The organism is Pseudomonas subflava (assembly GCF_023823685.1).
Taxonomy (GTDB): Bacteria; Pseudomonadota; Gammaproteobacteria; order Pseudomonadales; family Pseudomonadaceae; genus Aquipseudomonas; species Aquipseudomonas subflava.
Window position 1 is genome coordinate 437,311 of sequence record NZ_JAMXBF010000006.1, and the last position, 23,386, is coordinate 460,696.

Annotated in this window: 19 protein-coding genes; 6 read left to right on the forward strand and 13 right to left on the reverse strand. The window is 68.6% G+C overall.

What is annotated here, in order from left to right; genetic code table 11:
• Positions 1 to 8: 8 nt before the first annotated feature.
• From NF616_RS11240 to glgA, 5 genes are read right to left on the reverse strand one after another with little or no spacing between them, the layout of a single operon-like run.
• On the reverse strand, positions 9 to 284 hold the full coding sequence (locus NF616_RS11240) for a DUF2934 domain-containing protein (RefSeq protein ID WP_252273356.1): 276 nt from the start codon (positions 282 to 284) through the stop codon (positions 9 to 11).
• On the reverse strand, positions 281 to 3,082 hold the full coding sequence (locus NF616_RS11245; protein WP_252273357.1) for a malto-oligosyltrehalose synthase: 2,802 nt from the start codon (positions 3,080 to 3,082) through the stop codon (positions 281 to 283). The genes NF616_RS11240 and NF616_RS11245 overlap by 4 nt, the downstream gene beginning before the upstream one ends.
• Complete coding sequence (gene malQ, locus NF616_RS11250) at positions 3,075 to 5,138, reverse strand: 4-alpha-glucanotransferase (RefSeq protein ID WP_252273358.1); 2,064 nt, start codon at positions 5,136 to 5,138, stop codon at positions 3,075 to 3,077. The genes NF616_RS11245 and malQ overlap by 8 nt, the downstream gene beginning before the upstream one ends.
• Complete coding sequence (treZ, locus tag NF616_RS11255) at positions 5,135 to 6,889, reverse strand: malto-oligosyltrehalose trehalohydrolase (protein ID WP_252273359.1); 1,755 nt, start codon at positions 6,887 to 6,889, stop codon at positions 5,135 to 5,137. The genes malQ and treZ overlap by 4 nt, the downstream gene beginning before the upstream one ends.
• The gene (gene glgA, locus NF616_RS11260) at positions 6,889 to 8,427 is read right to left on the reverse strand and encodes a glycogen synthase GlgA (protein ID WP_252273360.1); all 1,539 of its coding nucleotides are present in this window, start codon (positions 8,425 to 8,427) and stop codon (positions 6,889 to 6,891) included. The genes treZ and glgA overlap by 1 nt, the downstream gene beginning before the upstream one ends.
• A 267-nt stretch (positions 8,428 to 8,694) precedes the next feature.
• Here glgA and NF616_RS11265 point away from each other — a divergent pair, with 267 nt between their 5' ends.
• On the forward strand, positions 8,695 to 9,177 hold the full coding sequence (locus NF616_RS11265; RefSeq protein ID WP_252273361.1) for a CinA family protein: 483 nt from the start codon (positions 8,695 to 8,697) through the stop codon (positions 9,175 to 9,177).
• Between the two features lie 21 nt (positions 9,178 to 9,198).
• On the opposite strand, the gene NF616_RS11270 is transcribed toward NF616_RS11265, so the two are convergent.
• Genes NF616_RS11270 through NF616_RS11295 form a run of 6 tightly spaced genes read right to left on the reverse strand, consistent with a single transcriptional unit; the run spans position 9,199 to position 17,211 of the window.
• Positions 9,199 to 10,323, reverse strand: coding sequence for a mechanosensitive ion channel family protein (locus tag NF616_RS11270; protein ID WP_252273362.1), 1,125 nt, complete (start codon positions 10,321 to 10,323; stop codon positions 9,199 to 9,201).
• The gene (locus NF616_RS11275) at positions 10,316 to 11,440 is read right to left on the reverse strand and encodes a lactonase family protein (RefSeq protein ID WP_252273363.1); all 1,125 of its coding nucleotides are present in this window, start codon (positions 11,438 to 11,440) and stop codon (positions 10,316 to 10,318) included. Before NF616_RS11275 ends, NF616_RS11270 begins: the two co-directional genes overlap by 8 nt.
• Before the next feature lie 4 nt (positions 11,441 to 11,444).
• Complete coding sequence (locus tag NF616_RS11280) at positions 11,445 to 13,808, reverse strand: glucose/quinate/shikimate family membrane-bound PQQ-dependent dehydrogenase (protein WP_252273364.1); 2,364 nt, start codon at positions 13,806 to 13,808, stop codon at positions 11,445 to 11,447.
• A 13-nt stretch (positions 13,809 to 13,821) separates the two neighbouring features.
• A complete protein-coding gene (locus tag NF616_RS11285; protein ID WP_252273365.1) occupies positions 13,822 to 15,231 on the reverse strand; it encodes a homospermidine synthase in 1,410 nt (469 codons plus the stop codon).
• The gene (locus tag NF616_RS11290) at positions 15,228 to 15,875 is read right to left on the reverse strand and encodes a phosphoribosyltransferase (protein ID WP_252273366.1); all 648 of its coding nucleotides are present in this window, start codon (positions 15,873 to 15,875) and stop codon (positions 15,228 to 15,230) included. The genes NF616_RS11285 and NF616_RS11290 overlap by 4 nt, the downstream gene beginning before the upstream one ends.
• Before the next feature lies 1 nt (position 15,876).
• Entirely contained in the window at positions 15,877 to 17,211 is a 1,335-nt protein-coding gene (locus NF616_RS11295) for an erythromycin esterase family protein (RefSeq protein WP_252273367.1), read from the reverse strand.
• A 132-nt stretch (positions 17,212 to 17,343) separates the two neighbouring features.
• Here NF616_RS11295 and NF616_RS11300 point away from each other — a divergent pair, with 132 nt between their 5' ends.
• On the forward strand, positions 17,344 to 17,571 hold the full coding sequence (locus tag NF616_RS11300; RefSeq protein ID WP_252273368.1) for a PLD nuclease N-terminal domain-containing protein: 228 nt from the start codon (positions 17,344 to 17,346) through the stop codon (positions 17,569 to 17,571).
• A 37-nt stretch (positions 17,572 to 17,608) separates the two neighbouring features.
• Here the strand turns inward: NF616_RS11300 and NF616_RS11305 are convergent, their stop codons facing one another.
• The gene (locus NF616_RS11305) at positions 17,609 to 18,160 is read right to left on the reverse strand and encodes a DUF4142 domain-containing protein (RefSeq protein ID WP_252273369.1); all 552 of its coding nucleotides are present in this window, start codon (positions 18,158 to 18,160) and stop codon (positions 17,609 to 17,611) included.
• 163 nt (positions 18,161 to 18,323) lie between these two features.
• Here NF616_RS11305 and NF616_RS11310 point away from each other — a divergent pair, with 163 nt between their 5' ends.
• Complete coding sequence (locus tag NF616_RS11310) at positions 18,324 to 18,794, forward strand: PA2171 family ribosome-binding persister protein (protein ID WP_252273370.1); 471 nt, start codon at positions 18,324 to 18,326, stop codon at positions 18,792 to 18,794.
• 17 nt (positions 18,795 to 18,811) lie between these two features.
• Here NF616_RS11310 and NF616_RS11315 read toward each other — a convergent pair whose 3' ends face one another.
• Positions 18,812 to 19,927 carry a carboxylate-amine ligase gene (locus NF616_RS11315; RefSeq protein WP_252273371.1) on the reverse strand — a complete coding sequence of 372 codons (1,116 nt, stop codon included), beginning with the start codon at positions 19,925 to 19,927 and terminating at the stop codon, positions 18,812 to 18,814.
• 113 nt (positions 19,928 to 20,040) lie between these two features.
• On the opposite strand from NF616_RS11315, the gene NF616_RS11320 reads away from it, so the two are divergent.
• The 3 genes from NF616_RS11320 to galU all read left to right on the forward strand — a co-directional run bounded on the left by NF616_RS11320 (position 20,041) and on the right by galU (position 23,334).
• Positions 20,041 to 21,393: an iron-containing redox enzyme family protein gene (locus NF616_RS11320; protein ID WP_252273372.1), complete on the forward strand. Its 1,353-nt coding sequence runs from the start codon at positions 20,041 to 20,043 to the stop codon at positions 21,391 to 21,393.
• Between the two features lie 2 nt (positions 21,394 to 21,395).
• Positions 21,396 to 22,337 (forward strand): methyltransferase, encoded by a 942-nt coding sequence (locus tag NF616_RS11325; RefSeq protein ID WP_252273373.1) that lies wholly within the window; start codon positions 21,396 to 21,398, stop codon positions 22,335 to 22,337.
• Between the two features lie 106 nt (positions 22,338 to 22,443).
• Complete coding sequence (galU, locus tag NF616_RS11330) at positions 22,444 to 23,334, forward strand: UTP--glucose-1-phosphate uridylyltransferase GalU (protein ID WP_252273374.1); 891 nt, start codon at positions 22,444 to 22,446, stop codon at positions 23,332 to 23,334.
• The last annotated feature ends 52 nt before the right edge of the window (positions 23,335 to 23,386 follow it).

The window sequence follows — 23,386 nt, forward strand, 5'->3', positions numbered from 1 at the left end:
GATTGACCTCAGAGTTTCGGAGTCTTGGTGCTGGCGCGCGGCGCGCGGGGCTTCTTCAGCAGGGCTGGTTTCTCGGCCTCGGCTTCCGCCTCGGCCAGGGTCACCGCCTTGGGCTTGCTGATGCGCTTGGGCTTGAGCGGCTGCTGCAGCTGGTCGCCGGCCTTCTCGGCTTCGGCGAGCTTGCACGCCATCTGCCAGTGGCGCTCTTCCTGGCCGGCGGGGCGGCCTTCAGATTCCCAGATCTGGTAGGCGAATTCGCGGATGCGCTGTTCATCGGTGTTCATGACGAGGCTCCTGGGGCAGGGAGGGGTTTGAGGCAGAAGAGATTGACGGGGAAATCCGCCAGCACCTCGGCCAGCGGCAGTTCGCCGCGGCTGTCCGGCTGGTGGGGTGGAAAAATGCCGGTCAGGTGAAGGTCGGAGAACTCCGGCGGCAGTACCACGCGGGTATCGCCCCAGCGTTCGGCGGGCACATGCGGAACAGCGCGGTTACCCAGCAGGCCCGCGGCCAGGCGCGGCACCACGGCCACCAGGTGCACGTCGCCCAGGCTGCGGGAAAAGGCCAGCACCCGGTCGGCCTGTTCGCCGACGACCTGCAGCGGGCGATAGTCGCCCTCGGTGAATAGCTGGGGCCGGGCATGCCGGATGGCCAGCAGATTGGCGATCAGCCATTGCTTGATGCGACCGTCGCGCCATTGCCGCAACAGCTCGCCCGGCTCTTCCAGGCCGCTGAGCGAGTCCACCCGCGCGTCGAAGTCCACCGGCCGACGGTTGTCCGGGTCGACCATGCTGAAGTCCCAGTATTCGCAGCCCTGGTACAGATCGGGCACGCCCGGCGCGCTGAGGCGCAGCAGGCATTGCACCAGCGAATTGAGCGCGCCGGCAGGCGCCAGGCTGTCCACCGCGGCGACCAGTTCCCGGCGCAGCTCGAGGCCCTCGGGCGCGGTCAGCAGCCGCTCGAGGAAATCGCCGCAGGCGGCCTCGTGCTCGGCATTGGGCGCGCTCCAGCTGCTGTTGAGCTTGGCCTCGCGCAGGGCCTTCTCCTGCCAGCCGCGCATGCGCTGCAGGTAGGCCTGCAGGCCCGCCTCGTCGTCGGCGCCGAGTTGCAGCGGCCAGCTGCCGAGCAGGGCCTGGTAGAGAATCAGTTCCTCACCGGCGCTGGGTGCTTCGGCGCTGGTGCGCAGCGGCTCGGCCAGTTGCCGCCAGTGGCGCACCCGCTCGGCGAACCAGTCGGCGCGCTCGCTGATCACGGCGAGCCGAGTTCGGCTGTCCTCGCCACGCTTGTGGTCGTGGGTCGCGGTGCCGAGCAGGCTGGTGGGAAAGTGCTGCGCGCGTTCCTGGCAGCACTGGTGGAAATGCTCCGGCGGGCGGCTGAAATGCTCGGCCTCGAAGCCCACGTCATAGCGCGACAGCAGCAGGCCGCTGCGATAGAACGCGGTGTCTTCCACGGCCTTGGCGGCCACCGGCGAGGTCAGCTGCTGGAAGCGGCCCATCACCCGGGCGCGCAGCTTGCGCGGGCGGCCCGGCGGCAGTTCGAACAGCGGCTGGCCGCCGAGCCAGCGGTCCAGGTGATCGAGCATCGGCCAGTCGGTTTCGGCCAGGGTCTGGCGTGCGCCGTCCAGCGCCTGCTGGAAGATGCGCTGGTCCTGCTCGGAGCGGCCGCAGGCGCTGACGTAGGTGCGGTACACCGGGAAATGCACGATCAGTTCGACGAGCGCGCGGCGAATCGAGCCGAGGGTCAGGTCGCGGGTGGCGATGTCGTTGCGCGCCACCTGCAGCAAGCCTTGCGCCACTTCCTCCAGGTCGCCGGCCAGGTTGCTGCCCAGCACTAGGCGTCTCGCTTCCAGCACTTCCTCGGCGAACTCCGCGGTGCGGCCGCTCAGCTCGCTCCACAGCGCGCGCAACGTTTGCTCGCCCTGCGGGTCGTGCTGCAGCAGCGACACCTGGTTCATGAATTCGTAGCCGGTGGTGCCGTCGACGTTCCAGTCAACGGGCAGGTGCTCGCCGGCACCGAGGATCTTTTCGACGTAGATCGGGAAATGCTGGCCGAACATCGCCTGCGGGCGCTTCTCCAGCAGCCCGTCGATGCGCCGGCGCAGGCGGCGGCAGTAGGCGCGCGGGTTGGCCAGGCCGTCGACGTGGTCAATGCGCAGGCCGTCGACCAGGCCGCGCTCGACCAGCTCGAAGATCTTCTCGTGGGTCAGCTCGAAGACTTCCGGCCGCTCGACGCGCAGGCCGCCCAGTTCATTTATGTCGAAGAAGCGCCGCCAGTTGATGTCGTCCGCCGCGGTGCGCCAACTGGCCACCCGGTAATGCTGGCGCTCGAGCAAACGGTGCAGGCGTTGCAGACCTTCCTCGCTGTCGCAGCGGTAGCGCGCCAGGGCCCGCGGGATGGCGTCGCCGGTCACGTCCGGGGAGCCGAGCCGGCTCAGTTCGGCGAACAGTTCGTGGGCATTCTGCCAGGCGTCCGCCGCGCCGCGCAGGGCGTCGAAGCGGCCGGCCAGTTCGCTCAGCTGCGGCTGGTCGGCGCCGCGCAGGATCTCGCCGAAGCTCGGCGGAGTGATCGGCAGGCGATGCTCGAAGTGCTGGGCATAGAAGGCGCCGCGGTCGCGGTCGAAATGCAGGCCGATGCTGCCCTCGCTCAGCGCCTGGCCGTAGTCGCAGCGCAGGAACGGCACCAGCAGCTGGCCGGCCAGCAGCGGGTCGTGGGAGTGCCACTGGATGTCGAAGAACTTAGCGTAGGGGCTGTTCTGGCCCCATTCCAGCAGGTCCAGCCACCAGGGATTGGCGTCGCCGCCGACGGCCATGTGGTTGGGCACGATATCCAGGATCAGGCCGATGCCGCGGCCGTGCAGCGCCTCGACGAAACGCAGCAGCCCGGGCTCGCCTCCCAGCTCGGGGTTGATCCGGGTCGGGTCGACCACGTCGTAGCCATGCATCGAGCCGGGGCGGGCGGTGAGCAGTGGCGAGGCGTAGACGTGGCTGATGCCCAGGCGCGAAAAATAGGGCACCAAGGGCACCGCGTCGTCCAGGGTGAAGCCCTGGTGGAACTGCAGGCGCAGGGTGCCGCGCAACTCAATCATCGACGGCCTCCTTGCGCACCTTGGCCAGCAGCTCCAGGCGCTGCAGGGTCGCCGGCTGCTCGAGCAGCTCGCGGGCCGGCAGCTCGTAGCGCCGCCGCCAGTTGGGATGGTCGTCGCCGGGGCCGGGCAGGTTGGGTTGCTGATCCAGGCCCACGGTATCCTCGAGCGGCAGCAACACCAGCGGCGCCGGCGTACTGCCGATGTAGGCGATGCCCGCCTGCAGCGCCTGCTCGGCATCGTCCTTCTGATCGGCCTGCAGCAGGTCGGCGTCATGCATGGCCTGGCGCAGCGCGTCGGTCTCGCGGCGGCGCTCGGCGCGGTCGTCCTGTTCCTGCTCGGGGCGGCTGTGGCCGGCGCGCAGGCGCCAGTCGATGTCGTGGCCGGCGAACCAGCCCTTGAGGCTGGGCAGGTCGTGGGTGGCGGTGGTGGCCAGGGCGTCGCGCGGCCAGTGCCGCGGCGCGATGAAGCGCCCGTCCTGCTGCTCGAAAAGCAACACGCGCATGCCGAGGATGTTGCGCCGCGCCAATTCCTCGCGCAGCCCTTCGGGCACGGTGCCGAGGTCTTCGCCGATGATCAGCGCGCGATGCCGGTGGGACTCCAGGGCCAGCAGGCGCAGCATGTCGTGCAGCGGGTAGCGCAGATAAGCGCCGTCCTGCGGCTCGCCGCCCTGGGGAATGACCCACAGGCGCTGCAGGCCCATGACGTGGTCGATGCGCACGCCGCCCGCGTGGGCCAGGTTGGCCTGGAGCATCTCGATGAAGGCGCGGAAACCGTGGCGGCGCAGCCCCTCGGGCGAGAAGGCGGAGACGCCCCAGTTCTGCCCGTTACGATTGAGAATGTCCGGCGGCGCGCCGACCGTCACCTCCGGCAGCAGCTCGTCCTGGCGGGTCCAGGCCTGGCTGCCGGCCACGTCGGCGCCCACCGCCAGGTCGGCGATCAGGCCGATGCCCATGCCCGAGCCGCTGGCTACCGTCTGGGCGCTCTCCAGGCCACGGGCGATCAGCCACTGGCCGAAGGCGTGCAAGCCCACCTCGTCGGCATGCTCGGCGGCGAAGCGGATGACCTCGGGATTGCGCGGGTCGCGCAGGGTTTCCGGCCAGTTGCGCCAGTCGCCGGACTGCCCGCTGCGCAGCATGTGCCCGTGCAGGGCCTCGAAGCGGCAGTGCTGCAGCAGCGCATCGCCGCCCACGTCGCAGAACGCGGTGAAGTCGCCGAGCAGGGCGCCGTCGCCCTCGCGGAAGTCGCGGTACAGCTGGCTCAGCAGGCGCTGACGGGTGGCGGTCACGCCCGGCCAGTCGATCAGATCGAGGCGCTCCAGCCGCGCCATTTCCTCCTGCAGGCCGCAGGCCGCCACGGCGCGGGCCACGGCGTCGCTGCCCAGCAGATTGGCCGGGGCCGCGTGCAGCACGTTGAAGAACAACCGACTGGACGGCGAGTAGGGGCTGTAGCGGTCGGGCGCGGCGCCGAACATGGCGTGTACCGGGCTGATGGCCAGCGCGTCGGCGCCAAGGTTGGCGGCATGACGGGCCAGGTCCTCCAGCGCGCGGGTATCGCCCAGGCCGCCGTCGCCGTGGCGGCGCAGGCCGTAAAGCTGAGTGGTCAGACCCCAGGCGTGGGGCTTGCCACAGAGGTCTTGCACGCTGCGGCAGTTCGGCGGGGCCACCGCCAGGGTCAGGCGTACATCGCCGACTTCCAGCAGGTGATAGCCGGGGACATCCGGCACCGGCAGGCCGCCGTCGCTGTTCAGCCGACCGGTCAGGATCTGGCCGTCTTCGCGGGTCAGCTTGTAGGCGGCGTCGGCCTTCTGTCCGGCGATGGCCGCTACGCTGCCCAGTTCCAGGGGCAGCAGCGGGCTCTGTTGCGGCTGATCGGCGGCGTGACGCAGCGCGCCCAGGCTGGCCTGGATCTGCTGCGGGCTCTGCGCCGGATAGCCGAGCGATTCCAGCAGGCGGCGCTGGGCCTCGGGCGTGACCCGTTGCGGACGGCCGTTGGCGTCCACCCAGTCGACGGCGATGCCGGCGGCAGCCGAGAGTTCGGCGAGCAGGGCGTCACTCATGGCGCCACCTCCAGCGTCGCGATGGCGCTGCGTGCCGGCAGCAGGCCGCGGCGATATTCCTCGTCATTGACCCGGTGCGCGGCGATCAGCTCGGCAGCCGGTGAGCGGGCACCGGTCTCCAGCGCCGTTTCACTCAGGTTGAGGTCGATGCGCAGCACGCGGCGGTCGCCCAGGCGCCAGCTGGCGGAAAGCGCGCCCGGAGCGAGCATCTCCACGCCGAGGGCGTGCGCGCCGGGCAGACCGGGCACCACATGGCGTTGACGCAGGCGCAGCAGGCTGCGGTAGAAGCTCAGCCACTCGCGCTGGCGTGGTTGGGCTGTGAGGTTCAGGTCCGGCTGCGAACGATTGAAGGTGTCCGCATCGTTGGGATCGGGGATGCGCAGCAAGGTGGCCGGGTCGGAGAAGCGCGAGAACTCGGCGAACTCGCCGCGGCGGCCATCGCGCACGGCGTCCGCCAGCTTGTCGTGGTAGTCGGTGAAGAACAGGAAGGGCTGGATCGAGCCCCATTCCTCGCCCATGAACAGCAATGGCACCTGCGGCGACAGCAGGAGCAGCAGCGTGGCGGCCTTCAGCGCGTCTTCGTCGACCATCGCCGCCAGGCGTTCGCCGAAGGCGCGGTTGCCGATCTGGTCGTGGTTCTGCAGGAACAGCACGAACGAACTGGGCGGCAGATGGCTGCTGGGCTCGCCACGCGGCTGGCCTCGGCGGTTGACCTGGCCCTGGTACACGAAGCCCTGGGCCAGGCAGGTAGCTAGCTGGGCCGTGGGGTCCTCGGCGAAGTCGGCGTAGTAGCCCTCGACTTCGCCGGTCAGCAGCACGTGCAGGGCGTTATGGCCATCGTCGTTCCACTGGGCGTCGAAGCCCTGCCGCAGCAGGCTGGCCTGGTTGTGCTCGTTCTCCAGCACCAGGTGGATCTGCCGCTTCGAGCCGACGGCGGAGCGTGCGCGCTCGGCCAGTTCGACAAGGAAGCTGCTGTCGCCGATGGCGTGTACGGCATCCAAGCGCAGGCCGTCGACGCGGTAGTCGAGCAGCCACATCAGGGCGTTTTCGATGAAGAAGTCGCGCACCTCGCGGCGGCCAAAATCGATGGCGGCGCCCCAGGGGGTGTGCTGGTCCTGGCGGAAGAAGCTGCTGGCGTACTGACCCAGGTAGTTCCCTTCGGGGCCGAAGTGGTTGTAGACCACGTCAACAAATACCATCAGGCCCTGGCCGTGGGCGCTGTCGATCAGGTGCTTGAGGTCGTCCGGGCTGCCATAGCTGCCGTCCGGGGCGAAGGGCAGCACGCCGTCATAGCCCCAGTTGCGCCGGCCGGGGAATTCGCCCAGCGGCATCAGCTCGATGGCGGTGACCCCAAGCTGCACCAGGTGCGGCAGCAGCGCCTCGACGCCGCTGTAGCCGCCGAGCAGGCCCACGTGCAGTTCGTAGATGGCCGCCTCGTGCCAGGGCCGACCCGACCACTCGGGGTAGCGCCAGGCATACGCGCCGTGGTCGACCACCCGGCTGAAGCCGTGCACGTCGCCGAACTGCCGGCGCGACGCCGGGTCCGGCACGCGCGACTGGCCGTCGATCACGTAGCGGTAATAAGTATCCACCGGGCACGCCAGTTCCAGGGCGAACCAGCCGTCTTCGCCTGGCTGCAGGGGGTGCATGGCACCGTCCTGCAGCTCCAGTACCACCTCGCGGGAGTCCGGCGCCCAGAGCGCGAAGCGCGTGCGTTCCCCGTCCAGCCGATGCGCACCATGGCGGTACATCAGAGCGGGTCCGCCGCGACCGCTCGGGTGGCGCCCAGCAACTGCTGGTAGAGCCGGTCGTAGGGCTCGACCAGTTGACGCCAGCTGGGCGGCGCGGCCATGGCGCGGCAGCGCATGGCGTTCAGCAGTTTTTCGTGGGCGTAGACGCTGAAGGCGCGCTGGATGGCTTCCAGATAGCTCTCCACTGTCGGCTCGTCGAACAGGAAGCCGGTGACGCCGTCCTCGATGGTGTCCGCCAGGCCGCCGGTGCGACGGGCGATGGGCAGCGAGGCGAAGCGCTGGGCGTACATCTGGCTCAGGCCGCAGGGCTCGAAGCGCGAGGGCATCAGCAGGAAGTCGCTGCCGGCGAACATGCGCCGCGCATCGGTCTCGTTGAAGCCGACGTGCACGCCGATGCGCCCCGGATGGCGGCGACCCAGCTCGGCCATGGCGGCTTCCAGTTCCGGCTCGCCGCGACCGATCACCGCCAGGCGGCCGCCCCGGGCGACGATTTCCTCGGCGACGCCGAGGGTCAGGTCGATGCCTTTTTGCTGCACCAGGCGCGAGACCACGGCGAACAGCGGGCCGTCGGCCTCCAGGCCGAACAGGCGCTCGACGTACTCGGCATTGGTGCGCTTGCCCTGCCACTGGTTGGCGGCGAAGCCCTGGATCAGGTGCGAGTCGTTGCGCGGGTCCCAGCTCTCGTCGATGCCGTTGATGATGCCGCTGAGCTGCCCGGCCAGGACCTTGGCCTGAAGCATGCCGTCCAGACCGCAGCCGAAGGACGGGGTGGTGATTTCCTGGGCATAGGTGCGGCTGACGGTGGTGACGTGGTCGGCATAGACGATGCCGGCCTTGAGAAACGACAGCTTGCCGTAGAACTCCATGCCTTCGCTGTCGCAGGCCTGGGCGGGAATGCCCAGCTCGGCGTTGCACTGCAGGTCGCACAGGCCCTGATAGGCCAGGTTGTGGATGGTCAGTACGGTCGGCGTGCCGACCTTGCGCCAGGCCATGTAGGCCGGTGCCATGGCGGATGGCCAGTCGTTGGCGTGGACCAACTCCGGGCACCAGCGGATGCACGCCGTGCCGCTGGCGATCTCGGCGGCGGCCAGGCCCAGACGGGCGAAGCGGATATGGTTGTCCGCCCAGTCACGGCCGTGCGGATCGCCATAGGGAGTGCCGTCGCGCTCGTACAGTTCGGGGTTGAGCAGCACGTATACGATCAGCCCGTCGGGCAGATCCATGCGGCCGATCTTGCAAGGCGGCAGGGCGGCCATGCCGGCGACTTCGCCAACCACGCGGATGGGGTGGCCGCCATTGATGACCTGGGGGTAGCCGGGAATCAGCAGGCGCACGTCGTGCCGTTCCATCAGTGCGCGCGGTAACGCCGCGGAGACATCGCCCAGGCCGCCGACCTTGATCAGGTCGGCGAACTCCGAACTGACGAACAGGATGCGTTTCTTCTGTTCATGCAGGCTGCCGACATGCAGCTGCGGGTGCAGCGGTGCCTGAGCCAGGGTCTGCGGGTCGATTCGGGCGGTCACTGCGGCATTTCCCATGTCAATCTCCGTGAGGTGATGCGGCGCTCGGATGGCTGCCGCTGCGCATGGGGCATGGCGCGAGACAATCCCGCCAATCCGATGCCATCCGATTGGCTGGAGTGGTCTGCTGGCGGACCTACAACCCCATACTCCTGTGATGACTGGCGGGCGTTACGGAAAGTTTCGGCTTTTTTTGCAGGTTGCCGGCGGGCTGGAAGCCGGAACTTTGGGCGGCTGGCAGCCTTCCATACGGCATGGACAATTCCGCCATGCAGAGGTGCATAGATGCAAAGCGTCGAACAGGTCGTGAACTTCCTGGAAAAGTACCGGTTGACCCTGAGTACCGCCGAGTCGTGCACCGGCGGACTGATGGCGTCGCTGATGGCGGAAATTCCCGGTAGTGGCGCGGTGCTCGACAGCGGCTTCGTGGTCTATTCGCCGGAAGCCAAGCAGCTGTGCCTGGGCGTCAACCGGGAAACCATCGAACGCTTCGGCCTGACCAGCGAGGAGGTGGCCCGGGAAATGGCCGTGGGCGCCCTGAAGATGGGCCGCGCCGACATCGTGCTGGCCAACACCGGGCTGGCCGAGGCGGACGGCCCGATGGACGGCGTGCAGTGCTTCGCCTGCGCCATGCGCATCAACGACCACGAAGGTGTGGTCAGCGAGACCCTCAAGTTCGAGGGCGAGCGCAACGAAGTGCGCTACGCCGCGGCGCGCTACGCCCTGTTGCAGCTGCCGTACTACTACGAGCGGCTGCGCAACCTCTGATGCCGGCCCGCCGGTCGCACCTCAGACCGGCGGCTGGCGTTCCGCTTCCACTACCGTGCCCTCCGGGACCGTTTCCAGGCTGGGGGTGGCGGCCACGCTGCCCAGCGACGCGCGCAGTTGCGGCAGGCTGGCCGGGTAGTGACTGCAGATGAAGTTCACCAGGTTCTCGCGGATGTAGCAGCGCAGGTCCCAGTTGCGCGAGGAGTCGCCCGAGCTGACCAGCGCCCGTAGCTGAATCGCGTGGTCGTTGGCATCCACCATCTGCAACACGTTGACCCGCCCGTCCCACAGGTGCGGCGCCTCGTTGCACAGGCGCGTCAGCTCCTCGCGCAGCGGTTCCAGCGGGGTGGCGTAGTCCACCCAGATCACCACGGCACCGGTCAGCGACGACGTGCTGCGGGTCCAGTTCTGGAACGGGTTCTCGATGAACCATTGCAGCGGCACGATCAGCCGGCGGTCGTCCCAGATACGCACCACCACGTAGCTGCCGGTGATCTCCTCGATGCGGCCCCATTCGTTCTCCACGATCACCACGTCGTCCAGGCGGATCGGCTGGGTCAGGGCGATCTGCAGGCCGGCGATCAGGTTGCCCAGCACCGGCTTGGCGGCGAAACCCACCGCCAGCCCGGCCAGACCGGCGGAGGCCAGCAGGCTGGTGCCGAACTGGCGCGCGGCGGGAAAGGTCATGAGCATCGACGCGGCGCCGAAGATCACCACGAACACGCCCAGCGTGCGCACCAGCACCCGAGTCTGGGTCTGAATGCGGCGGGCCTGCAGATTGTCGACCACGTCCACCGGATGGCGCGCGACGATGACCCGCTGGATGCCATCGGCCAGGCGCAGGCCCAGCCAGGTGAAGGACGCGATCATCGCCAGCGACACCAGGCGGCGGGCGCCGTCGATCAGCATGAGGTCGTCCGGCGCGCTGCTCAGCACCGCCTGCACGCCGAACAGGGGCAGCAGCAGGCGCAGCGGCTCGCGGGCGCGGCGCAACATTTCTGCGGCGAAGGGCAGGGATGCGGAGAGGCGGGTGAGCAGGCGCAGCAGGTTGCTGCCGATCAGGTGGGCCAGTGTCGCGGCCAGCAACGCCACCAGCACGGTGCGCAACTCGGGCCAGGGCAGCAGCTGCAGCCACTGGTCAATCATGGGTACCTCCTTCGATGAACTTCAGAGCCGTAGGGGTGGACAGCCGCAGCGCCTGTACTTCTTCCCCGAGCAGGCCGCTTTGCGGGTCGCGGCGCAGCACGGTGAGCCGGTCGCTCTGCTGGTTGGCCACCAGCAGGAAGCGGCCATCCGGCGCCAGCGCGAACTCCCGCGGTTCGACGCCGCCGCTGTCGCGGCGCTGCAGTTCGCGCAGGCCGCCGTCGTCGCCGACCGCGTAGACCACCAGCTGGTTCTCCACGCCGCGGCGGCTGACATAGAGGAAGCGTCCATCGGCGGACAGGTGCAGCGCGCCGAGGCGACGATCGCCGGCGGCGAACGGCGGGTCGAGGTGGTACAGCTCGCGCAGCTGCAGGCCGCGCGCGCCGACGTCGAGCAGGGCGACCTGGTTGGACATCTCCAGCGTCAGGTAGGCGTGGCGCCCGGCGGCGTCGAAGCGCAGGTGCCGCGGCCCGCTGCCGGCCGGCAGTTGCAGGAAAGGTGGCTCGGCCGGCGCCAGCGGCTGGTCAGGGCGTTGCGGGCGGTAGTCGTAGGCGTAGATACGGTCGGCGCCGAGGTCGCAGGCATGGGCCCGGCCATCCGAGCCGAGCATCACCGAGTGCATGTGCGACGAGCCCTGGCGTTCGGAGCCGGGCCGCGTGAACGCCTCGACGATCCGCTGCACGACGGGACGCAGCCCATCCGCCACCAGCAGCACGGAAAGCGAACCGCCCGGTTGCGGCTTGCTGGAGTAGTGCGCCACCAGCAGTTGGCGGCCGTCGGCGGTGAGACTGGCGTGAACCGCCTCGGCGCCCTGGCTGGGCTGCTGGCCGAGCTCCTCGAAACGGCCGTCGACGCCGCGCTGGAACAGGCTGATGCGATCCTCGCCGATGGCAAACAGCCGACGGCCATCGGCCGACAGCGTCAGCCATGAGGCCTTGCTGGCGGGCAGCACTTGCAGCGGCGCCTCGCGCAGCAGACCGGTGGCGGGGTCGAAGCTCAGGCGCAGTACGCCGGCGCAGGCCGAGCAGCCCACCAGCAGCTCGTGCCGCGGCGCGGGTGCGGGGCCGCCGGCGCAGCCGATCAGTGCGCTGGCGCAGAGGGGCAGGACCAGGCGACGCATGATGTCAATCCTCCGGCAGGGCATACGCCATCACGAAGTCGCCCTGGCGGGTGCCCAGCGATCCATGCCCGCCGGCGACCACCAGCACGTACTGGCGACCGTCCGCGCCAGCGTAGGTCATCGGGTTGGCCTGGCCGCCGGCCGGCAGACGAGCCTCCCACAGCTGCTCGCCGGTAAGCACGTCGTAGGCGCGCAGGTACTGGTCCAGCGTGCCGGAGAGAAACGCCAGGCCGCCGGCGGTGACCACCGCGCCGCCCAGGCTCGGCACGCCCATGGGCAGCGGCAGGGGCAGCGGCGAGCTGTCGCGCACCGTGCCGTTCTTGTGCATCCACTTCACTTCCATGGTCTGCAGGTCCAGCCCGGCGACGTAGCCCCATGGCGGCGCCTGGCAGGGCAGGCCGATGGCCGACAGCAGCGGCTCCAGCACCACGCCGTAGGGCGCGCCGCGGTTGGGCTGCACGCCCTCGATCTCGCTCTTGCGCTCGATGTTCGCCTGCACCTTGGCCGCCGGGATCAGGGTCGAGGTGAAGGCCATGTAGCTGGGGTTGAGGAAGGCCACCTGGCGCACCGAATCGACCGCCAGGCCGCCCCAGTCGAACACGCCGAAGTTGCCCGGGTAGACCAGGCTGCCCTGCTCGGACGGCGGGGTGAAGATGCCCTCGTAGCGCAGCGAGCGGAAGCGGATGCGGCAGAGCATCTGGTCCACCGGCGTGGCGCCCCACATGTCCTGCTCGCGCAGCGGTGGCGGCGTCAGGTTGAGCTGCGAGACCGGCTGGGTCGGCGAAGTCCAGTCGCCTTGCGCGGCGCCTTCCGGGGCCGGCATCTCGCGCACCGGCACCACGGGCTTGCCGGTGCGGCGGTCGAGCACGTAGATGCTGCCCTGCTTGGTCGAGGCCATCAGCGCCGGGACGATACCGTCGCGGCGCGGCAGGTCGATCAGCGTCGGCTGGCCGCCGACGTCCATGTCCCACAGGTCGTGGTGGGTCATCTGGTAGGTCCAGCGTACCTTGCCGGTCTCGATCTCCAGCGCGGTCACGCCGGAGCTGTACACCTCGCTCTGCGGCGTGCGGTTGCCGCCCCACTGGTCCGGGGTCTGGTTGCCCATGGGCAGGTAGAGCAGTCCCAGGCGTTCGTCGAGGCTCATCACCGACCACATGTTCGGCGAGTTGCGGGTGTAGGTCTGCCCCGGTGGCAGCGGCTCGGTCTGCTCGGGGTTGCCGCTGTCCCAGTTCCACACCAGATGGCCGTCGTAAGCGTCGTAGGCGCGGATCACCCCGGACGGCTCGTCCACCGAGGCGTTGTCGGTCACGTGGCCGCCGATGATCACCAGATCGCGGCTGACACCCGGCGGTGAGGTGGAGTAGTAACCGCCCGGGGTGAAGCTGCCGATGCCGGTGGTCAGGTCCACCGCGCCGTTGTCGCCGAAGCCCGGGCAGGGCTTGCCGGTGTCCGCCGAGATGGCCATCAGACGGGTGTCGGCGGTAGGCAGGAACAGCCGGCGCGGGCATTGCCCGGCCTCGGCGGCGCGCTCCTCGCGGGTCTCGTGGTAGGCCACGCCGCGGCAGGTCATGTGCGTCCAACCCTTGAAGCTGTCGGCGTTCTGCGTGCTCAGCTTGGGATCGAAGCGCCAGATCTCCTTTCCGCTGTCCGGGTCCAGGGCGATGACCTGGCTGTGCGGAGTGCACACGTAGAGCATGCCGTTGACCTTGAGCGGGGTGTTCTCCGCGGTGGTCTCGTGGGGATCGTCCGGGCCGGGGATGTCGCCGGTGCGGTAGCTCCAGGCCAGTTCCAGGTTCTTCACGTTGCTGGTGTCGATCCGCTTCAGCGGCGAGTAGCGGTCGCCGAAATGCGTGCGGCCCCATGCGGGCCAGTCGCCTTCCTCGGCCGGCGGCGCCGCCGATTGCGCCAGCTCGCCGTTGCGGGCGATGTGGCCGGGCACTTCCCAGCCCCGGTCGAACAACGAATAGAGGGCGACGGAGCCGGACAGCAGCAAGGCGAGCATCAGGCTGCCGCTGCTAGCACTGCGCTCGAGAGTGCTGTTCAGTGCGCGGTTGACCGGCAGCAACAGCACGCCGATGGCGAACCACAGCGCCAGGCGCGGCACCAGTTGCCACCAGTCGAGGCCGACCTCGATCAGCGCCCAGAGTGTCGACAGGGCCAGCATCAGCGCGTAGACCACCAGTGCCTCGGCCCTGCGCAGCAGGAGCAGGGCGCCGATCAGCAGCAGGCTGAGCCCGGCGAACAGGTAGTAGTGCGAGCCGCCCAGGTCGCTGAGGCGGATGCCGCCAGCGACCAGGGCGATGCCGGTCAGGGCCAGCAGAAAGCCCAGCAGGCGGGCCAGCAACAGGAGCTTGGGTGAAGCGGTCATCGTCGTTCCTCCGTTAATCGACGCGAACATTGCCGAACTGCCAAGGGTCGTCGCGCACCAGGTGTTCATCGAACAGGCGTTCGCGGTCCTGCAGGGGCGTCCAGTCGCTGTAGACGCCCACCACGTCGCCAAGATAGGGGCTGCACAGCGCGAGAATCTCGTCGAAGGGCAGCTGGTCGGGCTCGAGAATGCCCCGGTCCGGATGGGCCATGGCCCAGATCACCCCGGCCATCACGGTTGCCGTGACCTGCAGGCTGGTGGCGTTGTTGTGCGGGCACAGCTCGCGCGCCCGTTCGATGCTCAGGCGCGAGCCGTACCAGTAGGCGCCACGCGGATGGCCGAGGAGCAGCACGCCGAGCTCGTCGAAGCCGCCGACGATGTCATCGTCGAGCAGGCGCTGGCGCGGCTGCGCCTGCCAGCTGCGCCCGGCCAGTTCGTGCAGCGAGAGCAGGGCGTCGTTGCAGGGCTGGTAGGCGTAGTGGACCGTGGGCCGGTACTCCGGCGCCTCGCCCTGGCCGACGGTGAAGTAATCGGCAATCGAGATCGCTTCGCTATGAGTGATGAGGAAGCCGTGGATGGCACCGGACAGCGGCGTCCAGGTGCGTACCCGGGTGGCCGCGCCGGGCCGCTCCAGATAGATGGCGGCCTGGCAACCGAAGGCATGGCGGCGGCCATCGTGCGGCAGCGTTTTCTCGTGGCTGCCCCAGCCCAGCTCGGCCGGCTGGCAGCCCTCGCCGATGAAGCCGTCCACCGACCAGGTGTTGACGAACTCGCCGTCCTCCTTGCGCCGCGACGACTGCTGCGAATCGCGCTCGGCGATGTGGATGCAGCGCACGCCCAGACGCTGGGCCAGGGTGGCCCAGCCGAGGCGGTCCTGCGGCGCAGCCTGGGCCATGCCGCAGTCCTCGGCGAGGTTGAGCAGCGCCTGCTTGAGCAGGTGTGAGACCAGCCCGGGGTTGGCGCCGTGGGTGATCAGCGCGGTGCTGCCGCCGGGCTCTCCGCGCCGCCGCGCCAGCAGGCGCTCGCGCAGCGCATAGTTGCTGCGCTCGGACGGCGACTGGTTGGCATCGACATAGGCGCCGGCCCAGGGCTCGGTGCAGGTATCCAGGTACAAGGCGCCGCGCTCTTGAGCCAGTGCGATCAGCGCCGCGCTCTCCACGTCCACCGAGAGGTTGAGGAGAAAGTCGCCGGCGCCGAGCAGCGGCTCCAGTTCGGCGCGGTAGTTGTCCTCGGTCAAGGCCTGCGCGCGGAAGGGCACGCCATGGCGGTCGGCAACCTCGCGGTCGTCCTCGTCGGGGCTGATGATCTGCACCTGCTGCGGCTGCAGGTCGATATGGCGCAGCAGCAACGGCAGCACGCCGCGGCCGATGCAGCCGAAGCCGATCAGCACCAGGCGGCCGTCGAAGGGGTAGGGTGCGTTCATCCTCGGGCTCTCGGTGCCAGCAACTCCACCACTTCCTGATCCGACACCTGGCGGAAGTCGCGGTAGTGGTTGCCCACGGCGCGGAACGGGTCGGGCGTCTCCAGGCAGACCAGTTCATCGACCAGCGGCCGCAGGCGCTGCACCGTTTCCAGCGGGCCCACCGGCACCGCCAGCACGATGCGCCCGGCGCCGCCGCTGCGCAGCGCCTGGATGGCCACCCGCGCGGTGCTGCCGGTGGCCAGGCCGTCGTCCACCAGCAACAGGTCGCGGCCCAGGAGCACCGTTGGCAGGCGCGCGCCACAGTACAGGGCGCGGCGGCGCTCGATCTCGTCCAGCTGTTCGGCGACCTTGCGCTCGAACCAGCCCGGCGGCGGATCGAACAGGCGCATCATGTCCTCATCCATCACCCATTGCGGTTCGGCGCCGCCGACCACCGCGCCGAGGGCGAATTCCTCGTTGCCGGGCGCACCGATCTTGCGCACCAGAAGCACGTCCAGCGGCGCATTCAGGGCCCTGGCCACCTCGTGGCCGACGGGCACGCCGCCACGCGGCAGGGCCAGCACCACCGGACGCTTGAGGGGCAAGTCGCGGAGCTGCTTGACCAGCGCCTGGCCGGCGTGTCGACGGTCACGAAAGGCATCCATCTCAGACTCCAAAGGGAAAGGTTTCCGCTGCGCCGGCGCGCGCCTCGCCGCCGTCCAGCGGCGTCACCGGCGTGGTGTTCTCGAACCACAGGTAGGCGTCGAACTGCTCGCCCAGCACGCTCTCGAAATAGTGGCTGCGGCGCTCGGTCTGCGGCCGGTAGATCACGCCGATGGCACGCTGCAGCAAGGGCTCGCACAGCGCGTGACGCAGGGTGGTCTTGCCGGCTCCGCGCCAGTCGAACAGCGCCGGCGACTGGCCGACGCGCAGGAAGATGCGTTCCCAGCTGTCGTCCCGCGCCGGTACGATGTCCTTCATCTGTACGGGCCCGCCCCAGTCGTCGGCGGCGGCGACCCGGCCGCGGTCGGTGCCCATGCCAATCAGCACGGCGTCGTCGCCCCAGGCCACGCGGCACAGCTGGCCGAGGTTGAATTCGCCCTGCCAGCCCATCGCCGTCGCCGCGGCATCGCCGATGTGCGAGTTGTGCGCCCAGACCACCGCGCGGGCCTCGCTGCCGCGGTGTTTGAGCACCTGCTTGAGGGTGTCGAACATGTGGTTGTCGCGCAGGTTCCAGGACGACACCGAGGCGCGGTACATCATCCGGTAGTACTGCTCGGCGGCGCGCACCACGCGGGCGTTCTGCGCCGCGTCGAACAGGCCTTCGTCACGCTCCAGGCTTTCCAGGCGGGCCCACAGCAGTTCGCTCAGCTGTTCGATCACCGCCTGTTCGCAGGAGTCGCCGCCGCCCCATTCGACCCGCTCGCCGTAGCCGGCCGGATCGTTCTGCCAGGGCGTCAGGCAGGCGTAGCGCTGGCGCGCCTCGGTCGCGCGCTGGGGGTCGTTCTCGTCGAGGTAGCGCAGCACCGAGTCGATCGAGGAACCCAGGCTATAGATGTCCAGGCCGCGCATCTCGACCCGCCGGTCCTGCGCCTGGGTGGCGTTGTGCAGGCGCAGCCAGCGAACGAAGTCCGCAACTTCGCGGTTGCGCCACATCCAGGTGGGGAAGCGGGAGAACGTCGCCAGATCCGCGGTGGCGCCGTCCAGATGGCGAACGTGGCGGTCGATGGCGGCCACGTCCGGCCAGTCGCCCTCGATGGCGACGATATTGAAGCCGTGCTGCTGAATCAGCCGCCGGGTAATGGCCGCACGGGCGCGGTAGAACTCGGCGGTGCCGTGACTGGCCTCGCCGATCAGCACCACGCGGGCGTCGCCGTAGCGGGAGAAGGGCGCGCCGAACTCCATCGCGTCCATGTCATCCGGCAGCGGCTCGGCACTGCGCCGCAGCAACTGGATCAGTTCGTCGGGAGAGCGCTCGGCGTGGCGCTGGGCGGAAGGCATGGCGTCACCTCGGATTCGTCAGGGTCTGCTGCATTCGAGGGGAGGTGCGTGAGGCCGTTCAGTCTCATTTCGCCTGAACCCGGGCCGGTGCGGCGCGGCCAGAACAGAGAGACCCCACTGAGGAGTACAACCATGTTCGGCGAATTCATGTTCCTGTTCATCGCCCTGGCGGCGATCATCATCCTGCTCGACGTCTGGGCGATCGTGAGCGTCTATCGCAGCAACAAGGGGGTGAACAGCAAGGCGCTGTGGTCGTTGCTGATTGCCTTGTTCCCGGTCGTCGGGCTGGGTATCTGGGGTGTGTTCGGCCCGCGTGGTGTAGCCGAGCCGCCGTCCTCGCCGGAGCACAGCAAGGGCTGAAAAAGGCGAGCCCGGCGCAGGCCGGGCTCGTGCTCGATCAATTTTCCGGCAGCTTGGAGTTGATCTCCTTGGCCATCATCAGGTGATGTTCCAGCTTGGGCAGGGTTTCCTTGGCGAAAGCGGCGATCTCCGCGTCCTCCGAGTTCACGGCCTTGTTGAACAGCTCGATGGTCTGCTCGTGAGCCACCACCTGGTTGTTCATGTAGGCCTTGTCGAACGAGGCCTCGCCGCGCAGCTTGAGGATCATGGCCTTGGCCTGATTGATCAGCTCGGCGTCGGTGGAGACTTCCAGCTGCTTGTTCTTGGCCAGAGTGGCCAGCTTCTTGTTGGCGGCGGTGTGGTCGTCGACCATGGTCTGGGCGAATTTCTTCACCTCCGGTGTGGTGCCTTTTTCCAGCGCCAGCTTACCGGCCTCGATTTCGGCGATGCCTTTGGCCGAGGCCTCCTCGACGAAGTTGCGCGGCGAGACCTGTTCCATGTCGGCGTTGGCGTTGGCTGCGGTGTTGGTGGTTTCGGCGGCGTGCAGGTGGCCGGCGGCCAGGGCGAGCGCTGCGAGGGTGGCGATGGAGAGTTGTTTGAGACTTTGCATGGGGCGTTTCCTCCGATGGAAGTTGCTAGGAGTAGAAGCGGCGGGGCGCCCGGTAGTTCAGGTAAATGTTCGAGGCGTTCATGACCCGAACTCGGGGTGCGCTTGCGCAGTCACTGCTAATGCCTGCCCGTGAGCGGGTACCGTCCATAGCCTGGAGAAAGACATGAACGCCGTAGAGCTACTCAAGCAGGACCACCAACTGGTGAAGCAGCTTCTGGAAAAACTCACGTCCACCACCGAGCGCGCGGTGAAGACCCGTCAGGAACTGCTCAATCGCATCAACCTGGAGATCGCCATCCATACCGACCTCGAGGAACAGATCTTCTACCCGGCCTACCAGCAGGCCGGCGGCAAGGAAGAGACGGTGATGATGGCCGAGGCCAAGGAAGAGCACCGCACCGTGGATGCCCTGGTGCTGCCGGACCTGATGAAGACCAGCCCGTCGTCGCTGTCCTTCTCGGGCCGCGCCAAAGTGCTCAAGGAGCTGCTGGAGCACCACATCGAGGAAGAGGAAAAGGAGATGTTTCCCAAGGCTACCGAGCTGCTCGGCAAGGAAAAGCTGGAAGAGCTCGGCGCGCAGATGGAAGCGCGCAAGCGCAGCCTCAAGCAGTCGCTGGCCAGCCAGGCGGCCTGATGCGGATCGGCCCGTTCCTACGCGGAGCGGGCCGCCGTTTCCTCGAGCAGGCTGTCGACCACGCGCATCAGCGCCTGTCGCGCCTCCACCCCGTTCTCCACCGCCTGTAGCAGCACCCGACGCTGCCGGTCCGCACTGTTGCCGTCGCGCAGAATCTGTCGGGCCCGGTCGAAGGTTTGCGCCTCGCCGTGATCGCCCAGCTGCCGCTCCAGGCGCTCCAACCACGTTGACGCATCCAGCTCGCCGTGCCCCTCGGCATCGAGGAAGCGCGCCGCGCTGCCGTGACGTCGCGCCCGCCAGTAGTTTTCCTCCAGCACCAGGCGCTGCAGCTCGGCGTCGGCGGTGTACTGCGCCTCCAGCGCCCAGGACACCAGCGCGCGGAACAGCCCGGCGATGCACAAGACGTCGTCCACGGCGGGGCAGGCGTCGGTGATGCGCAGCTCCAGGGTGGCGAAGCGCGCGGAGGGACGAATGAACCACCAGAGATCGCCCCGCCGGCGCAGCGCGCCGGTGGCGAGCAGCAGGTCGACATAGGCGGCCAGCGCGGTATCGTCCGGCAGGTGCTCGGGAATGCCCATCCTCGGCCACTCCCCGCAGAGGGTGCGGCGATGGCTGGCGAGCCCGGTGTCGCGCCCGCCCCAGAACGGCGACGAGCAGCTCAGGGCCAGCAGCAACGGCAGCCAGCCCAGCACCCGGTTCATCACCCTGACGCGGTCGCATCCTTCGGGCACGCCGACATGCACGTGCAGGCCCGATACCAGGCTGCGCTGGGCGATGTCGCGGTAGTCGGCGAACAGCTGGCGATAGTGCTCCGAGTCGGTCGGGCGCTGCTCGCGCCAGTCGGCGAAGGGGTGCGCGGCGGCGCCCAGCACGCCCAGGCCGAACTCGCCGGCCTGGCCGGCCAGCTTGCCGCGGCTGTCGCGCAGCCAGACGTCGGCTTCGCCCAGGTCGTGCAGGATAGGGCTGACCACCTCGATCTGGCTCTGGAACATCTCCGCGGCGAGCTGGGTGCCGAACGTCTGCCGGTACGCGTCCAGCAGCGCGGCGGGCGGTTGTGGCGGTATGTCCCGGGTGACCAGGTCGACCAGAAAGAACTCTTCTTCGATACCGAAACTCAGGCTGTTGTGTGGCATGGCGTCCTCCTGAACAAGGGACGGGTGCCGCCTCGCCGGAGTTCAGCTTGTAAGTGGAATCTTTCGGGTTCGCTGGCACTCCCAGCAGTACGACCCCTTTCGAGAGTTTTTCCATGACGACCACCTCCAGTCCGTTGAGCGCGGTGGATTGCCATCCGGTACGCGATACCTACGACGCGCTGATGCAGCCCGCGCCGTCGACCGCCGCGCTGGCGCGTGCGGGTGATTTTCTCGACACCCAGCTGGCCCTGGCCGAGCGCCTGCCCTGCGACCTACCGAGCGATCCCCTGCGTCTGCTGGAGTGGGTGAGGACGGGTGCCAAGCGCACCACCGAGGCCTATTCGACGTATCTGCAGGAGCGTCGCCAGGGCGCGCCGCGGCGCTACTTCGGCAGCCGCGCCCATGCGCTGTATTTCCTGCGCGCGGTGGCGCCGACCAAACTGGTGGACGGCGCCTGGCTCTATGGCGTTCTGCCGCACTGGCAGGACCTTCGCTTCCGCCCGCTGGTACAGACCTACCTGGAAGAACTGGGCAACGGCGTGCCCGCGCAGAACCATGTGGTGCTGTATCGCCGCCTGCTGGCCGAAAACGGCTGCGACGACCTCACCGGCCTGAGCGATGCCCACTACGTCCAGGGCACCCAGCAGCTGGCCCTGGGCCATCTGGCCGAGCGCTACCTGCCGGAGTTGATCGGTTACAACCTGGGCTATGAGCAGTTGCCCCTGCACTTGCTGATCTCCACCTACGAACTGGGCGAGCTGGGCCTCGACCCTTACTATTTCCAGCTGCACGTGACCATCGACAATGCCGGCAGCGGCCATGCCCAGCAGGCCGTGCAGGCGCTGCAGGACAACCTGCCGGTGGTGGGTGATCGCCAGGAGTTCCTGCGCCGGGTCAGCCTGGGCTACCGCCTCAACGATCTGGGCCTTGGCAGCACCAAGGTGATCGCCGAGTTCGATCTGGAGCGCGAGCTGCTGGCCATGCTGGAGCGCAAGCGCCAGGTCGCCGGGCGCGTGCACTCGGACCACTGCCGGATCGACGGGCGCACGGTCAACCAGTGGCTAGCGGTGCCCGGGCGCATGTCCGGCTTCCTCTCCGCGCTGCAGGCCCATGGCTGGGTGCGACGCAACCGCGACCCGCGCGACAGCCAGTTCTGGAACCTGATCGACGGCCAGCGCGCCGCCATGTTCGGCGTCTTCAACCCCTACGAGCGGCAGCTGCTGCACGACTGGATCGCCGGCGACTGGCAGGCGGAGCAGGGCGCCGATAGGCCGAGCCATGCGCAGATTGAAGAGCCCCCGGCCCAGGGCGACTTCGCCAGCGAGACCCGCGCGCTGCTCTGCGAACTGGAAGACCTGTCCATTCGCAAACGCTCGGAGAGGCTCATCCAGCTGATGTCGCCCGCCCTGCACCACAGCCCCGCCGGGCTCCTCGCCACCCGACTCTTCGCCGCCAGCCATCATTGATCATGACCCGACTGAACCGCCCACTCCTGCGTCTCGGCCAGGCGCTGCACGCTCGAGCCTACAGATTCACCAGCGTCACTCCGCTGACTCAACAGCGCGTCAACGCGCGCCCGGAAAACGCCTGGGCCAGCGACCTGGCCGGCGTCTTCGGCTGGAGCCGCCCGTTTTGGCCCGAGACGGTGGGCGAAGAGCTGTTCGGTCTGATGGACAGCGCCGGCGTGCTGCTGGAGTCGCCCGAGGGCGGCTGGCTCAGCGCGGTACGCTGGTCCAGCCTGGGCGACGAGCTGTTCGTGCATTCCCGCTACCCGACGCTGGAGCCGGACGCGGTGTTCTTCGGCCCCGACACCTACCGCTACGCCCAGGCCATCGAGCAGCTGCTGCAGCGACGCCCGGCGGAAACGCTGCACCGCGCCCTCGACATCGGTTGCGGTGCCGGCCCCGGCGCCGCGTGGGTGGCGCTGAACTGCCCGAGCGCGGAGGTGTTGGCGGCCGACATCAACCCGCTGGCCCTGGAGTACACCGAGGTCAACGCCCGCCTGGCTGGCATCGGCAACCTGCGCCCGCAGCGCAGCGACCTGCTGTCGGGCGTCGGTGGCCAGTTCGACCTGATCGTCAGCAATCCGCCTTACATGCTCGACCCGCACGGCCGGGTCTACCGCGACGGCGGCGGTGAGCTGGGCGCGGGGCTGTCGCTGGCGATCATCGACGAGTCCTTGCCGCGCCTGGTGCAGGGCGGCAGTCTGCTGCTCTACACCGGCGTGGCCATGGTCGGCGGGCGCGATCCGCTGCTGGAGTACTGCAAGGCGACGCTGGCCGACCAGGACTTCACCTGGCACTACCGCGAGATGGACCCCGACGTATTCGGCGAGCAGCTGCTGGAACCGGGCTACGAGGCGGTTGAGCGCATCGCGGCCGTGGTGCTGACCGTCACCCGGGTGGGGTGAGATTCGGTATCCGAGCGCGGGGAGGGCACGGCGCGGAAAAACCTTGAACCGGCAAGCGGCACGGCGAGTCAGCACTGTGTAATCCCCCCTATTCGGTACTGACCAGATGATCAAGAAATGCCTTTTTCCCGCCGCCGGTTATGGCACCCGTTTCCTGCCCGCGACCAAGTCCATGCCCAAGGAAATGCTGCCGGTGGTGAATACGCCGTTGATTCAATACGGCGTCGAAGAGGCCTTCGAAGCAGGCCTCAATCAGATCGCCATGGTCACGGGACGCGGCAAGCGCTCGCTGGAAGATCACTTCGACATCAGTTATGAGCTGGAGCGCGAAATCAGCAACACCGACAAGGAAAATGCCCTCAAGGGCATTCGCCGCCTGATCGACAACTGCACGTTCTCCTATACCCGCCAGATCGAGATGAAGGGCCTGGGCCATGCCATCCTCACCGGCCGCCCGCTGATCGGCGACGAGGCCTTCGCCGTGGTGCTGGCCGACGACCTGTGCCTGAACCCGGGCGGCGACGGCGTGCTGACCCAGATGGTCAAGCTCTACAACCAGTTCCGCTGCTCCATCGTCGCCATCCAGGAAGTGCCGCCGGAGGAGACCTCCAAGTACGGCGTGATCGCCGGCGAAGCCATCCGCGACGACATCTTCCGCGTCGATCGCATGGTCGAGAAGCCCAAGCCGGAGGACGCGCCGTCCAACCTGGCGATCATCGGCCGCTACATCCTGACCCCGGACATCTTCGATCTCATCGAGCAGACCGAGCCGGGCAAGGGTGGCGAGATCCAGATCACCGACGCGCTGATGAAGCAGGCCCAGGCGGGCTGCGTGCTGGCCTACAAGTTCCAGGGCCAGCGCTTCGACTGCGGTTCGGCCGAGGGGTACATCGAGGCCACCAACTTCTGCTACGAGAACATCTACAAGGCCGAGCTGGAGCGTCAGCGCCGCAAGCCCCTGGAGGCGGTGGAACTGAAGGAAACCTCGGTGGCCTGAGCAGGCGCCGTGAACAAAAAAGCCCCCGCAATCGGGGGCTTTTTCATTCTGG

What these genes read in the sequence shown, in the direction of transcription:
- NF616_RS11300 (WP_252273368.1), top strand. Translation starts at nt 17,344, where the DNA reads ATGTTCGGCGAATTCATGTTCCTGTTCATCGCCCTGGCGGCGATCATC.
- NF616_RS11285 (WP_252273365.1), bottom strand. Translation starts at nt 15,231, where the DNA reads ATGAACGCACCCTACCCCTTCGACGGCCGCCTGGTGCTGATCGGCTTC.
- NF616_RS11275 (WP_252273363.1), bottom strand. Translation starts at nt 11,440, where the DNA reads ATGCGTCGCCTGGTCCTGCCCCTCTGCGCCAGCGCACTGATCGGCTGC.
- NF616_RS11280 (WP_252273364.1), bottom strand. Translation starts at nt 13,808, where the DNA reads ATGACCGCTTCACCCAAGCTCCTGTTGCTGGCCCGCCTGCTGGGCTTT.
- NF616_RS11290 (WP_252273366.1), bottom strand. Translation starts at nt 15,875, where the DNA reads ATGGATGCCTTTCGTGACCGTCGACACGCCGGCCAGGCGCTGGTCAAG.
- malQ (WP_252273358.1), bottom strand. Translation starts at nt 5,138, where the DNA reads ATGAGTGACGCCCTGCTCGCCGAACTCTCGGCTGCCGCCGGCATCGCC.
- NF616_RS11240 (WP_252273356.1), bottom strand. Translation starts at nt 284, where the DNA reads ATGAACACCGATGAACAGCGCATCCGCGAATTCGCCTACCAGATCTGG.
- NF616_RS11310 (WP_252273370.1), top strand. Translation starts at nt 18,324, where the DNA reads ATGAACGCCGTAGAGCTACTCAAGCAGGACCACCAACTGGTGAAGCAG.
- NF616_RS11325 (WP_252273373.1), top strand. Translation starts at nt 21,396, where the DNA reads ATGACCCGACTGAACCGCCCACTCCTGCGTCTCGGCCAGGCGCTGCAC.
- treZ (WP_252273359.1), bottom strand. Translation starts at nt 6,889, where the DNA reads ATGTACCGCCATGGTGCGCATCGGCTGGACGGGGAACGCACGCGCTTC.
- NF616_RS11315 (WP_252273371.1), bottom strand. Translation starts at nt 19,927, where the DNA reads ATGCCACACAACAGCCTGAGTTTCGGTATCGAAGAAGAGTTCTTTCTG.
- NF616_RS11295 (WP_252273367.1), bottom strand. Translation starts at nt 17,211, where the DNA reads ATGCCTTCCGCCCAGCGCCACGCCGAGCGCTCTCCCGACGAACTGATC.
- galU (WP_252273374.1), top strand. Translation starts at nt 22,444, where the DNA reads ATGATCAAGAAATGCCTTTTTCCCGCCGCCGGTTATGGCACCCGTTTC.
- NF616_RS11305 (WP_252273369.1), bottom strand. Translation starts at nt 18,160, where the DNA reads ATGCAAAGTCTCAAACAACTCTCCATCGCCACCCTCGCAGCGCTCGCC.
- NF616_RS11320 (WP_252273372.1), top strand. Translation starts at nt 20,041, where the DNA reads ATGACGACCACCTCCAGTCCGTTGAGCGCGGTGGATTGCCATCCGGTA.
- NF616_RS11245 (WP_252273357.1), bottom strand. Translation starts at nt 3,082, where the DNA reads ATGATTGAGTTGCGCGGCACCCTGCGCCTGCAGTTCCACCAGGGCTTC.
- NF616_RS11265 (WP_252273361.1), top strand. Translation starts at nt 8,695, where the DNA reads ATGCAAAGCGTCGAACAGGTCGTGAACTTCCTGGAAAAGTACCGGTTG.
- NF616_RS11270 (WP_252273362.1), bottom strand. Translation starts at nt 10,323, where the DNA reads ATGATTGACCAGTGGCTGCAGCTGCTGCCCTGGCCCGAGTTGCGCACC.
- glgA (WP_252273360.1), bottom strand. Translation starts at nt 8,427, where the DNA reads ATGGGAAATGCCGCAGTGACCGCCCGAATCGACCCGCAGACCCTGGCT.